The sequence below is a fragment of the Streptomyces sp. NPDC002958 genome, assembly GCF_055563255.1.
The window spans coordinates 103,708-116,081 of sequence record NZ_JBVHDS010000007.1 but is presented as its reverse complement, the minus strand read 5'-3'; the positions used below and the strand labels follow the sequence as shown (position 1 = coordinate 116,081).

The 12,374-nt window shown below is 69.4% G+C and carries 10 protein-coding genes, 1 tRNA gene and 3 pseudogenes; 8 read left to right on the top strand and 6 right to left on the bottom strand.

The genetic code is table 11. From position 1 onward, the window contains the following. The first annotated feature begins 54 nt into the window (after positions 1-54). Positions 55-128: transfer RNA gene (locus ACZ3IC_RS15120), tRNA-Thr, on the top strand. Positions 129-175: 47 nt separating this feature from the next. Here ACZ3IC_RS15120 and ACZ3IC_RS15115 read toward each other — a convergent pair. After that, positions 176-1,287 (bottom strand): annotated as a pseudogene (locus ACZ3IC_RS15115) (tyrosine-type recombinase/integrase); the annotation flags it as partial. Positions 1,288-1,296: 9 nt separating this feature from the next. Beyond that, a complete protein-coding gene (locus tag ACZ3IC_RS15110) occupies positions 1,297-1,857 on the bottom strand; it encodes a hypothetical protein (RefSeq protein ID WP_467416280.1) in 561 nt (186 codons plus the stop codon). Positions 1,858-2,313: 456 nt separating this feature from the next. Here ACZ3IC_RS15110 and ACZ3IC_RS15105 point away from each other — a divergent pair, with 456 nt between their 5' ends. After that, positions 2,314-2,613 carry a hypothetical protein gene (locus ACZ3IC_RS15105; protein WP_467416277.1) on the top strand — a complete coding sequence of 100 codons (300 nt, stop codon included), beginning with the start codon at positions 2,314-2,316 and terminating at the stop codon, positions 2,611-2,613. A 291-nt stretch (positions 2,614-2,904) separates the two neighbouring features. Here the strand turns inward: ACZ3IC_RS15105 and ACZ3IC_RS15100 are convergent. Continuing rightward, a pseudogene (locus ACZ3IC_RS15100) lies at positions 2,905-3,484 on the bottom strand (tyrosine-type recombinase/integrase); the annotation flags it as partial. A 217-nt stretch (positions 3,485-3,701) separates the two neighbouring features. On the opposite strand from ACZ3IC_RS15100, the gene ACZ3IC_RS15095 reads away from it, so the two are divergent. The 4 genes and pseudogenes from ACZ3IC_RS15095 (at position 3,702) to ACZ3IC_RS15080 (ending at position 7,612) form a co-directional block, all read left to right on the top strand. Continuing rightward, positions 3,702-4,304, top strand: a complete 603-nt coding sequence (locus tag ACZ3IC_RS15095; protein ID WP_467416276.1) for a hypothetical protein — start codon at positions 3,702-3,704, stop codon at positions 4,302-4,304. A gap of 14 nt (positions 4,305-4,318) precedes the next feature. Next, a complete protein-coding gene (locus ACZ3IC_RS15090; protein WP_467416273.1) occupies positions 4,319-5,596 on the top strand; it encodes a peptidoglycan-binding protein in 1,278 nt (425 codons plus the stop codon). Beyond that, entirely contained in the window at positions 5,593-6,303 is a 711-nt protein-coding gene (locus tag ACZ3IC_RS15085; protein ID WP_467416269.1) for an ABC transporter ATP-binding protein, read from the top strand. The genes ACZ3IC_RS15090 and ACZ3IC_RS15085 overlap by 4 nt, the downstream gene beginning before the upstream one ends. 71 nt (positions 6,304-6,374) lie before the next feature. Further along, positions 6,375-7,612: pseudogene (locus tag ACZ3IC_RS15080) on the top strand (ABC transporter permease). Positions 7,613-7,635: 23 nt separating this feature from the next. Here the strand turns inward: ACZ3IC_RS15080 and ACZ3IC_RS15075 are convergent. Next, positions 7,636-7,794: a hypothetical protein gene (locus tag ACZ3IC_RS15075; protein WP_467416267.1), complete on the bottom strand. Its 159-nt coding sequence runs from the start codon at positions 7,792-7,794 to the stop codon at positions 7,636-7,638. A gap of 542 nt (positions 7,795-8,336) precedes the next feature. Between ACZ3IC_RS15075 and ACZ3IC_RS15070 the strand changes: the two genes are divergently transcribed. Next, entirely contained in the window at positions 8,337-9,965 is a 1,629-nt protein-coding gene (locus tag ACZ3IC_RS15070) for an ATP-binding protein (RefSeq protein WP_467416264.1), read from the top strand. A 54-nt stretch (positions 9,966-10,019) separates the two neighbouring features. Here ACZ3IC_RS15070 and ACZ3IC_RS15065 read toward each other — a convergent pair whose 3' ends face one another. Then, positions 10,020-10,715: a response regulator transcription factor gene (locus ACZ3IC_RS15065; RefSeq protein ID WP_467416262.1), complete on the bottom strand. Its 696-nt coding sequence runs from the start codon at positions 10,713-10,715 to the stop codon at positions 10,020-10,022. A gap of 228 nt (positions 10,716-10,943) precedes the next feature. Further along, positions 10,944-11,108, bottom strand: a complete 165-nt coding sequence (locus tag ACZ3IC_RS15060; RefSeq protein ID WP_467416260.1) for a hypothetical protein — start codon at positions 11,106-11,108, stop codon at positions 10,944-10,946. Between the two features lie 225 nt (positions 11,109-11,333). On the opposite strand from ACZ3IC_RS15060, the gene ACZ3IC_RS15055 reads away from it, so the two are divergent. After that, entirely contained in the window at positions 11,334-12,320 is a 987-nt protein-coding gene (locus ACZ3IC_RS15055) for a hypothetical protein (RefSeq protein WP_467416258.1), read from the top strand. The last annotated feature ends 54 nt before the right edge of the window (positions 12,321-12,374 follow it).

Sequence of the window (12,374 nt, the reverse complement as noted above, 5' to 3'; positions counted from 1 at the left end):
GAAACTGTGTAGACTTGGCGACGCTGCTGATCGCACCATGGTGCGACAGGGTGTGCCGCCTTAGCTCAGTTGGCCAGAGCAACGCACTCGTAATGCGTAGGTCTCGGGTTCGAATCCCGAAGGCGGCTCTGTGGAAGCCTCAGGACTCACTCGCCGTGACCTGGGGCTTTTGCTTTTACTGGATGCGGCGGCGACGTCGGGCGCGGGCCGCGCGAGTGCCGACGGTCTCAGTTCTGGTCTCAGTGGGGCCTGGATTCGCCTTCGGGGGCGCGGGAACGAAGAACTCGCCCATGCGACGCATGGCGTCCTTCGATAGGTGGGACCGACCCTTCACGTACCGCCGGGTCTGACTGATCTGGGTGTGTCGAAGGATCTCCATGATCGTGGGCATGTCTACGCCCAACTCATTCAGGATCGTGCCGGCCGTGTGGCGACTTCCGTCGTACAAGCGGCGGTCGTCGATCCCAGCTTCCCCGAGCAGTTCCTTGAACTCTTCGTAGTTGGCGCGTGGGTCAAGGGGGCGCCCATCCGGCCGTGAGAACACGACGTCGTACTCCTGCCACAGCTCGCCTGCTGCGGCCCGCATTGCCTCCTGCCGGGCCTTGTGGTCGTGAAGGAGGGAGATGAACACGGGCGGGATCGGGGCGGCATTTCGGCTCTTCTTCGTCTTGGGGCGCGTGAAGACGAGACCGCCCCCCTTGCGCTGCGGGCACGCGCTCGCATGGCTCGTGCACGTCTTGGCGCATGGCTTCGGGCAACCGCGCTTGTAGCCCTTGTGTGTGGTGCAGGCCGGTGGACAGGGTTCGAAGCGGTGAAGGCGCGAGCCGCAGGCGTGAGCCTCGTCGCAGCCGTGGCGCCAGGTGAGGCGCTGAAGTTGCCACTCGGGCCGGAATAGCTCCGCCTCCAGGTCTACGTACGACCACCGCAGACTGAGGGTCTCGCCCTGCCTGAACCCCATGCCGACGCCCACGATCCACCGCATGAAGGTGGGACGCTGAGCGGCTGCTTCGAGGAACGCTTTGGCCTCTTCCTTCGTGAATGGATTGGCCTCCATCTCGTCGACGCTCGGGGAATCCACGAGGGTTGCGGCGTTCTCGGCGATGATGCGGCGGCGGTGGGCAATCTTGAGAGCCCTCGACAAGATGCGATGCACCTTCACCACGTGGGAGGGGGGGCATGCCCGGCGTCGAGCAGGGCACGGTACATCCGCTCCAGGTGCTCGGGTTGCAGCTTGTCGATCCGGTGTTGACCGACCCCCGGGATGATGTCGTTGCGGGTCTTGGACCAGTTGCGCGGTTAACGGGGCGGCCGGACAGCCTCGGAGCGGTTGCCGTCATTCCAGATGTAGACACCGGTGGTGCGTGCGCCGTACCAACTGTCCGGCCCGACCTCGGCTGTGAGCGACGGGTAGTCGCTGATGGACTCCCAAACCTCGGCCGGGTCCACCTGCTTGTACGGCTGAGTGAAGACCAGAGCGGGCCTGCCGGTGGTCCGGGAAAGCCACGTGGTCGTGTGATCGTAGAACCCCGGCACGTCGCGGCAATCCCGCTTGGCGCAGCGGCCCTTGTCCAGCCAATGGAGCCCGGACGAACACCCCGTCTTGCCAATCTTGACGTCGTGCCGGTCCGCCCAGTCCAGCAGGTCCGCGCGCATCTGGACGTAGATGTTCGGGCCGTAGGGCCAGCCCACGCCGCCGGCGTCGCGGTTGAGCACGCCCCGGGCACGGTCATCTAGAGAGCTGATCAGTTCCCTCTGGTCGGTGCTCTGGCAGTGCCAGCACCACCACTTCCCTTCACCAATCCCGGAGCCGAAGAACAACCCCTGCCGGGACCGCCCGCATCCCTCGCAGCCATACATGATCTCGCTCCTTCGCTTCTCGCGTGGCTCGGCTCGGTGCTGTCGGGAGCGGTTCAGACGGGTCTCCCCTCCGGAGGGAGGGAACCGCAGAACCACCCGGAATCACGGGTATGACCTTGGCTTTTGTCTGAACTACCCCCAGTCATGCGCATATCATCGCGCGGGGCGGGCTTCGGCGGGACCAAAACGACAGAGCTGGTCGAGTCGCCGTAGCGAGACGGGCTCTCTCCGCGCTGCTCGTTGTCCTGGTTCTTGTCCAGTGCGCTGACGGCTGCCACCGTTCACCGCCGTACGCGCACCCCGTCTGAGCTGCCTCGTGAACCTTGAGGACGCTCCTGAACGGCCACGCGGACAGTTGGAAAGCGTGTTGGGGGTGCCGTAAGTACGGCCGAATCCGCTTGACATGGTTAAACCGTCGTGAGGTGATTCACCCACGCTGATCCACTGGGGGGTCTTGTGTCGTACGTAACCGTGACGCTTGCCGGCGCCGACTCACCGAGTGAGCATCTTCAACTCGCCGCCTTCACGGCGATGGCCGCGGTCGTCTTCATATGGTTGGGGTGGAGACAGCGCCGCACCGGGCGCAGCCTGATCGCCCCGAACGAGACGGTGAGAGTGGGGAATCAGCTGATTCCGCCGCCCCCGCTGAGCCGGGGCCGCCGCGTCGCCGGGACTGGATGGATCGTGGTCGGGAGTGTCTTCGTCCTGCCGGCGGTGTTCAACTTCGTGGCGGCGATCCACGCTCTCGTGGGCTAGAGCGTGAGGCTGCGTGCTTCAGCCACTTGTCCACCACGTCGTGGGACTCGTCCAGGGCAGGATCGCTCCTTCCCCCAGGTGCGTATGCCGGAGACCGGTCCGCGCGCAACGGTACGTGGGCGCAGTACCAGGCCCGCCTTGCGCCTGCCTGCTCAGTGTCTGTGCCTGTCTGTGCATAGTTGAGCAGTGCTGTCATGACCCGACGGCGCCCGAATACGTAGACCGCCGGCACGGCTGGGACGCTGTGACTTTGCTTGCGTGAGCGATGCGTGAGCGGAGCCGCTCAGAGACCTACTTCTTGGGCGTTCGGCGCGCGGCCTCCTTGTCCGCCTTGGCCTGGGCTTTCGCCTTGTTCTTCGGCTTGCGGCCCTTGGCCCTGTCGGCGTTCTTGGCTGCGGCCTTCTTAGCCTTCTCCTTCTTCGCGGCCTTACGTGCCGCCTTCTCGGCCTCGGCCTCGCGTTGAAGGGGGACCAGTTTCGCGGTCGCCTCGGCGGCGCTCCTGCCCACCTGCGGCAGGACGCTCTGGTAGATGTCCCGCGTGATCCGGGTGTCGCTGTGCCCGAGCGTGTCAGACACGATCTTGATGTCGATGTCGGCGACCAGCATGAGAGTGGCCGCTCCGTGGCGCAGAGAGTGCAGCCGGATCGGAGGAAGGCGGAGGCGGCGACGAGGCGTTCGAAGAGGTCGGTCACCTTGCCGGGGTGGAGCCAGGAACCTCTTACTGAGTGAACACATGGCCGGTCTCGACCCAGGCTGAGCCCCACTCCTCGCGGTCCGCGCCCTGCCGTTCGCGGTGCCGCTTCAGGACGTCGACGGTGTCGTCGTCGAGTGCGACCACGCGGTAGCCGCTGTCCGTCTTGGGATCGGATGCGCGGGCCGAGGCGCACAGCGCGCGAAGCGCCACCGCGCGGCCGTCGGCGGCAACGGGTCCCGAGTGACGCACCCCCGGCCAGGAGCTGACCTCGCCGGAGAGGGAGGATCGCATGATTGCGTGACAGGTTCTTCAAAAGTTCTTCATGGCCTCCGGCCTACGGTCACCCTGCCTGTCGCACCCGCGGCCGGGTGCGACAGGAGGAGCGGGAGAACCGATGAGGACGAACCGGGTACTACTGGCCGCGACGGCGTCGGTCCTGGCCTTCGCGCTGACCGGTTGCGGCAACGACGACGAGGTTGCGAAGGTTCCTTCGGCGGGCGGTGCCGACAAGTCCGCCTCGACGGGGGCAACCGGTGGCGGCAGCGGGGGTGGCGGCGAGGACGAACTGGCCGCGTACGTGAAGGGCCAGCGCGAGTGGGTGAAGTGCATGCGCGACAACGGCGTCGACGTCCCCGACCCGGACGAGACCGGGCAGGTCGACCTCTCCGGTCAGGGTCTCGCCCTCAAAAAGAACCCGAAGTTCATCGATGCGGCGAAGAGGTGCTCCGCGAAGAAGCCCGCCGTCCCCGAGAGTGTCGAGGCGGCCAACCGGCCCGAGCTCACTCCCGAGCAGATCAAGGCCAAGCGCGAATACGCCGAGTGCATGCAGAAGAACGGCGCCCCGGACTTCCCTGACCCGGGCCCCGACGGCTACGGCGGCGATAACAACTCCGGTGCGCCGGAGTGGAACCAGAGCTCGGCCGGTGCGCAGCGCGCGACGCGCACCTGCGCACCCATCATCGGCGCCCCGACCAACCCGCCGGCGGGCAAGGGCTGACGGTGGCCGAGACGGTGACGCATATCGATGACGAGCCCGGAACGGCTTCCACGCCGCCGCCGCGCGGCAGGCGGGGTCGGCGTACGGCGCTGATCGCCTCCACCGTGGTCGTTGTGGCGGCGGTCGCCGTGGTCGGCGCGCTCGGACTCGGCGGCGGGGAGGACGAAGAACCGAGCGCACCACCCCGGTCCGGCTCCGTCGTCCCGGTGACCCGGGTGACGCTGACCGAACGCACCACGGTAGACGGCCAGTTGGGATACGGTACGGAGCTTCCGCTGCCCATCAAGGCACAGGGAACCGTGACCTGGCTGCCCGAGACAGGCGCCACGGTCGAGCGCGGCGACGAGCTGCTCCGGGTCGACGACCGGCCGGTGGTCCTGATGTACGGAAGCCTGCCGATGTACCGGTCCCTGGGGCTGACGGCCCAGGAGAACGAGCAGGGCTCCGACGATCGGAACTCGGACGAGCAGCAGCAGAGTGACGGAGGCGGGGACGGCAAGTCCCCGAATCCCTCTGGATCAACGGCGCCGGGGGGCACCGGAACCAGGTGGGACCCCGGCTCCTCCCGGGCGCCGCGCGAACTCAAGGGCATGGATGTCATGCAGTTCGAGACGAATCTCGCCGCCCTGGGCTACACCGGCTTCACCGTGGACGAGCAGTTCACGAGCGGCACGGCCGACGCCGTCAAGCGCTGGCAGAAGTCGCTCGGTGTGGCCCAGACCGGCACGGTCGATGTGGGCGACGTCATCTACTCCGCGAGCAAGGTACGGATCGGCCAGCCCGGCACCCGGCTCGGCTCCGCCGTCGGGGAGAACACCCTCACGTACACCGGAACGGCCCGTAAGGTGACCGTCAACGCCTCCGCCGCAGAAGCCGCTTGGGCTGTCCGCGGCGCGCGCGTCGCGGTCAAGCTGCCCAACGGCAACCCTGTGCAGGGCGAAGTGGCGGCGATCGGCAAGCAGGCGACCGCGCCCGAGGGGGGCGGCGGCGGAGGCGAGGGCGGCGGGTTGGGCCGGCCCGCCACGATCCCGGTGACCGTCACTATCAAGGACCAGAAGGCCGTCGGTCAGTTGGAGAGCGGACCCGTCACGGTCGAGTACGTGGGCAAGGAGGTCAAGGACGCGCTGACCGTCCCCGTCTCCGCGCTCGTCGCCCTCGCCGAGGGCGGACACGGTTTGGAGACCGCGGACGGCCGATTCGTCGCTGTGAAGACCGGGCTGTTCGCCGACGGCAACGTCGAGGTCAGCGGTGCCGCGGTCCGCGAGGGCATGAAGGTGAGGATCCCCGAGTGAGCGGCGACGCGACGACTGTCGTGGAGTTCGACGCGGTCTCCAAGATCTATCCGGGCGGCGTGGCCGCCGTACGCGACGTGAGCCTGCGCATCGAGCGGGACGAACTGGTCGCGATCGTCGGCCCGTCGGGCTCAGGCAAGTCGAGCATGCTCAACCTCATGGGCAGCCTCGATCGCCCGTCCGCGGGCCGGATCCTCGTCGACGGCCACGACGTCGCGAGCCTGTCGGACCGGGAGGTCTCCGCGCTGCGGGCCACCCGGATCGGCTTCGTCTTCCAGCAGTTTCACCTGGCCGTGGGCGTCCCTGTATTGGACTCGGTCGCGGACGGACTGCTTTACGCGGGCGTGCCCATGCGCCGGCGCCGGGCCAAAGCGTCGGCCGCCCTGGAACGGGTCGGGCTCAGCCACCGCGTTCACCACCTCCCGCATCAGCTCTCCGGCGGCGAGCGCCAGCGCGTCGCCGTGGCCCGCGCCGTGGTCGGCGAACCGTCGGTGCTGCTGGCGGATGAGCCGACCGGCAACCTCGACTCGACGTCGGGCGCGGCGGTGCTGACCCTGCTGCGCGAGCTGAACGCCGCAGGCACGACCGTCGTCGTCATCACCCACGACCGTGAGATCGCCGCCGGGCTGCCACGCCGCATCGAGATGCGCGACGGCCGCTTGGTCGCCGACATCGCACAGAGCACGACGATCGGGGCGCCCCGGTGACGGACCACACGACCGACTCCTCCCGGCAGGACAGCGGGAAGGCGGACCCCGAGACCGTCCAGATCCGTGCACTGACGCCCGAGTCCCCGGCCGTCGGGGCTCGGGAACCGTCACGGCCGCAGGCCAGGCTGCGCGCCGCCCGGCTCGGTCCCGCGGACGTCGTCCGGCTCGGCGGCACCGGTCTGCGGGCCCGCCCGTTGCGGGTCTTCCTGTCCGCCCTCGGCATCGCCATCGGCGTTGCCGCCGTGATCGCGGTGGTCGGCATCTCAGGCTCCGGACAGGCGGAGGTGGACCGCCGGCTCGACGCACTCGGCACGAACCTGCTGCGGGTCGCCCCGGGAGAGACTCTCGACGGCGCCAAGGCCAAGCTCCCCGTGGAGTCCGTGGCGATGATCGGGCGGGTCCCGCCCGTGCAGCAGGTCGCCGCCACCGGGTCGACGGGGGCGCACATTTACCGCAATGACCGCATCGCCATCGGCCGCACCGGCTCCCTCGACGTCCTGGCGGCCGGCTCCGACCTGCTCCCGGCCGTCGGCGGTCACGTCCGCAAGGGCCGCTGGCTGGACTCCGCGACGGAGAAGTACCCGGCCGTCGTGCTCGGCGCGACCGCCGCCCAGCGGCTCGACGTGTACACCCCGGGCACCCGGGTCTGGCTCGGCGGCCGTTGGTTCTCGCTGGTGGGCGTCCTCGATCAGGTGCCGCTCGCACCGGAACTCGACAGCGCCGCGCTGGTCGGCTGGCCTGCGGCCAGGACGTACCTCCGCTTCGACGGGCATCCGTCGACGATCTACGTCCGGGCGGAGGACAGCCAGGTCACGTCGGTACGGGCGGTGCTCCCGGCCACGGCCAATCCCGCGAAGCCCGGCGAGGTGCAGATCTCCCGGCCCTCCGACGCGCTCGCGGCCCGCGAGGCGACCCAGTCAGCGCTCACCGGCCTGCTGCTCGGCCTCGGCGGCGTCGCGCTCCTGGTCGGCGGGGTCGGCGTCGGCAACACCATGGTCATCTCGGTCTGGAACGCCGGCCGGAGATCGGTCTGCGCCGGGCCCTGGGGGCCACGAAGGGCCAGATCCGCACCCAGTTCGTGACGGAGTCCCTGCTGCTGTCGCTGATCGGCGGCCTCGGCGGAACCGTGCTCGGGACGCTGATCACGGCAGGGTACGCCTTCAGCCGGGACTGGCCGACGGTCGTCCCGGCCTGGGCGAGCGCGGCCGGCATCGGCTCGACGCTGCTCATCGGCATGATCGCCGGTCTGTACCCGGCGGTCCGGGCGAGCAGGCTGTCACCGACAGAGGCGCTGTCCGGCACATGAGCCGGACAGCGCCTGGAGCGGGGTCAGAAGCCGCAGTACACGTACGAGCCGCTGTGGAGCAGTACGTGATCACGGATCCAGCCCGGTTGCCCGGTGTTTACGTTGCGGGCGAACGTCCAGGTGTAGCCGTCGTTGCCCACCGTGCAGCAGTGGTAGTCCAGCGTCTGGGTCGAGTAGGCCACACCGTTGATGCCACAGCTGGTGCTGGAGTCGTTGCGCTCGTTGGCGCCGTTGGCCCACTTGCCTCACGAACCGCCGTCCTTGTCCGAGGCGCCGGTGCCGCAGTTGGCGTGCGCAGCGGCCGGGGTGGCGGTGACCATCGGGACGGCCAGGGCGGCCATGGCGACGGCGGGAAGAATTGCTGCGAGTCGACGCTTTATTTGGAAACCCCAATAGTGTCGTTCGTCAGCGCTGCACCCAGGAACCTGACGGAACCCAGGGGAAATGCAGCGGACTTCGCACCAACCGGAGTGCGAGCGGCGTAAGTACGATCACCCGCCGACGTTCCTGAAGTAATCGTTCCGCTGCCGAATGGCCACTTTCCGTATCTGAGTTCCTAAAGTGACTTGAATGAAAATCCGTCATTCCTGAGGCGCATTGGCCGATTCCACGCTCTTGTGGATCACATCCCCGCAGCCCAGCGACCGTCCCGTAGTTTGGGAAACCCGACCGAAGGAGTCCCGTTGAGCGCGCACGTCCCGAAGTCCGGGGTGGGAAGCACGCGATGAGCTTCCGACTTCGGGTGCTCGGTGTGCTGATGCTGATCGCCGTGACTGCCACGGCCGCCACCGCCTGGCTCACCCTGCGGCAGGCCAACCGGCAGGTGCAGGAGGCCGTCGCGGCCGGCCAGGAGGAGGTCTCCCGGGTCATCGGCGAGCTGCGCGCGTACGGCTTCGCGCACGGCACCTGGGACGGGTTCGCACCGGCAGTGGACGCGCTGTCGAGGGACACCGGGCAGCGCGTCCGGGTCGCCACGGAGACCGGCGTCCTGCTCGCCGACTCTGACACCCTCGCGGGCCGCGAGCCGCGCCCGCTGGGCAGCCAGCCCCCGGTTCTGGTCGACCCGCGCCCGGTGCTGCGGTTCGACCAGGGCCTGGTGCCGAGCGCCGTCGAGAAGCTGACCGTGGTGGCGATCGTCGGATACCGTGCGGCAGCGGCCGACGCGGCGTGCCTGACCCGGGCAGGGGCGGAGGTGACGGTCCGCACCGACCGCATGGGCATCCCCGTGGTCGCCGTCGAGAGCCGGCCGGCCCAGTGCAAGGAGCCGCAGCCCGCCCGCGATCCGCAGCAAGCCCGGGATCTGGCCGCGGCTGAGGCATGCGAGCCCGTCCAGCCGCTCGTCCCCTGCCTCCAGCGCGTTTTCAACGAACGCACCGCCTCCGTCGCCCCGCCCCGCCTCGAAGTGCGCCTCGGGTACCAGGACGAGTCCCCGCCCACGATCGCCGCCGCCCCCACCGTCGCCGTCGCCGTCGGGGTCGCGCTCGCCGCGATCCTCGGGGCGCTGCTGCTGAGCCGGGCCGTGCTGCGGCCCGTGCGGGCCATGACGCTCGCCGCCGAGGGGCTCGGCGAGGGGGATCTGGAGCGGCGCGTGCCGGTCTACGGGCAGGACGAGATCACCCAGCTCGGCAGGGCGTTCAACCGCATGGCCGACTCCATCCAGGCCGGCGAGGATCGCCAGCGCCGCCTCACCGGCGACATCGCGCACGAGCTGCGCACCCCGCTCGCCAACCTGCGCGGCTACTTGGAGGCCCTGCGGGACGGGGTCGTCGAGCCGACGCCCGAACTGCTCGACTCGCTCCACGAGGAGGCGCTGCTCCAGCAGCGGATCGTGGACGACCTTCAGGACCTCGCGCTCGCCGAGGTCGGCGCGCTCACCTACCACCGCTCCGAGGTCAATCTGCGGAACCTCCTCGAAGCCGCCCGCACCGCGCACCGCGCCAACGCCGGGACGGCGGGCGTGGCGCTGGAGGTGGAGGCCCCGCACCCGGTGTACGTGACCGCTGACGCGGACCGGCTCCGCCAGGTCGTCGGCAACCTCGTCGGCAACGCGCTGCGCGCCACGCCGTCCGGCGGGCGCGTGACGCTGGCCCTCGTCCCGCGCGGCGAGCTGGCCGTCGTCGAGGTGCGGGACACCGGCAAGGGGATACCGGCGGAGCACCTGCCGCACCTCTTCGACCGCTTCTGGCGGGCGGACGCGTCACGGGGCCGGGCAACCGGCGGCAGCGGTCTCGGCCTGTCGATCGCCCGGCAGATCGTGACCGACCACCAGGGCACCATTGACGTGGCAAGCACGGTCGGGGTGGGCACGACGTTCACCATCGTCCTGGGCGCGCGCCCGGTCCCGGCCCTCTGAACCGCTCAGGTCCCGGCGCTTCGAAGCCGCGCACGTCCGGCGCCCCGGAGCCGCTCAGGTTTCATCCGCGAGCCGGTAGCCCCGTCCGTACACCGTCTCCAGTAGCCGTGGGCTCCCCGGTGCCTCCAGCTTCCGCCGCAGGTTCATCACGTGCGCGTCGACAGTCCGCTCCAGCACGTCCTGGTCGAAGCCGAAGACCCGCTCGATGATCTGGGCCCGGGTGAAGACCCGCCCGGGCTCGCGGGCCAGTGACTCCAGGATGGAGAACTCCTTCGAGGTCAGCGCCACCGGCCGACCCGCGACCCGGACCTCGAACCGCGCGGTGTCCAGCTCCATCTCGCCGACCCGCAGCAGCGTCGTCCCGGCCGACGCCGACTTCTTGGCCCGCCTCAGCAGCGCCCGTACCCGCGCGGTCAGTTCGCGCGGGCTGTAGGGCTTGGTGAGGTAGTCGTCCGCGCCAAGGTCGAGCCCGAGGAGCATGTCCTCCTCGGTCGTGCGGGCGGTCAGCAGCAGGATGGGGACGTCCTCGGTGCCCGGCTCGGTTCTCAGGATGCGGCACACGTCGAGTCCGTCGACGTACGGAAGCATTACGTCGAGCACGATCAGATCGGGCCGGATCGACCGCGCCTTCTCCAATGCAGCGCGACCGTCGGCCACGACCTGCACCGCATTGCCCTCCCGTTCCAGATAAATCCGGATCAGCCGAGACTGCTTTTCGTCATCCTCGGCGACCAGAATTCGAGCGCTCAACGCTTCTCCCCCAGCGAGATCCTGTGAATTCCAGCACCGTAATACAGAACCGGCCGAGAATTTCCGTCGCCCTTCGGCCGCCCGGCCGAAAACCGCCCCTTCTCCATCCCACCGGGGCCGGCCGCCGCGCCTCGCGGCGGCAACACGGCGAATACGCGGTGCTGCCCAGGTGGCAGGGGCCGTTGCGTGATCGCGACCCGTCCGGAACGTCGGGCTGGTCCGGCCATGTCACAGGCGAGGATCACGTACCAGTGCCTGCAGAAAGGAGTTGGCGTCCGCTTGCCAGTGCCGCACAGTCTCGGGATTCATGCCGCTCGCCTCGACCACGGTGCCGGCCCTCGCTTCGAGGGCAGCCGCACCCTGCGCCGTGTCGTCCTCGGCCCACTCGTCCACATGCTCGAGCCGCCAGGGCCCACGACCGCTTGAGCATGAGCGGGAATTCGTAGAGGTGCCGACGAGGGGACAGGGAGAGGGCGAGAGGGCGAGAGGGTGGAACCGGGACCGGGACGGGGACGGGACCGGATGCGTGAAGCACTCGTGAAAACCCTGTGGAAGCAATGTCGGTGGGGCGGCTTATGCTGCACGGGACGATCACGCGGGACCAGGGGAGGGCGCGGCATGTTCGGCAAGCTGTTCGGTGGGCGTGGGGAGAGGCCGGCGGCGGATCCGCACGCCCTTCCCGTTCCGCGCAGGCAGAAGAGCGGGATGTACACGCTGCGCGCGCTCGGGGACCAGCGGGTGCTCGCGCTGGTGGAGGCGGCCGACGCGGGTGACTGGGAGGCGGTCAAGGCGGCGCTGGTCCCCTTCGATCTCGGTCGCGACCACCAAGTTCTGGGTGAGCTGGCCGACTTGGACGGTGTGCAGGACTGGATCGGCCGGGCCGTCGAGGAGGACAAGGAGCATCGGGCGACGGCCCTGCTGATATCCGGGACGCGCTATATCAACTGGGGCTGGGAGGCGCGTACCGCCGCGCGTGCCGTGAACGTCACGCAGGAGCAGTGGCGGGTCTTCCACGAGCGGCTCCACATTGCCGAGGAGCAGCTGTTCGAAGCCGCCGAGTTGCGGCCGGAGTGGGTCACGCCGTGGCGCCGCCTTCTCACTTCCGGCCGCGGCATGTCGCTGGGCCCTTCCGTCAACGAGACCCGGTTCGACGCCGCCCTGCGACGCGAGCCGCTGGACCTGGATATCCATGTCGAATGGCTGTCGCAGTTGCAGCCCCGTTGGGGCGGCGAGCCGGGCCAGGCCATGGCGTTCGCCCGCGACGCGCTCGCCCGTGCCCCGCAGGGGCACCGGCTCGGCTGTGTGATCGCCATGGCGCACATCGAGGAATGGGTCGAGTCGGACCATGCCGACTGCCTCAAAACTCCCGAGATCCAGGCAGAGTTGCGGGACGCGGCCGACCACAGCATCCTGCACCCCGCCTACGCGCGGCGCCCGGGATGGCAGCACGACTTCAACATGTTCGCCATGGCCCTGTCGCTGGCTGGTGAGCGCCACACGGTCCGGCGCGTCTTCCAGGCGCTCGACGGCGCCTACACCAGCTGGCCCTGGGAATATTTCGCGGAGCCCGAGAAGCAGTTCGCCCGCCGCCACCGCCGCGTCTGAGTGCACGCCGATCCCGGTCCCTCCCGCCACCTGTCGTCCCTCTCACCTCGGACT

Excerpts from the sequence above, each read along its gene's own strand:
- ACZ3IC_RS15110 (WP_467416280.1), bottom strand. The coding sequence starts at position 1,857 with ATGTATGGCTGCGAGGGATGCGGGCGGTCCCGGCAGGGGTTGTTCTTC.
- ACZ3IC_RS15095 (WP_467416276.1), top strand. The coding sequence starts at position 3,702 with ATGAGGACGAACCGGGTACTACTGGCCGCGACGGCGTCGGTCCTGGCC.
- ACZ3IC_RS15070 (WP_467416264.1), top strand. The coding sequence starts at position 8,337 with ATGAGCTTCCGACTTCGGGTGCTCGGTGTGCTGATGCTGATCGCCGTG.
- ACZ3IC_RS15055 (WP_467416258.1), top strand. The coding sequence starts at position 11,334 with ATGTTCGGCAAGCTGTTCGGTGGGCGTGGGGAGAGGCCGGCGGCGGAT.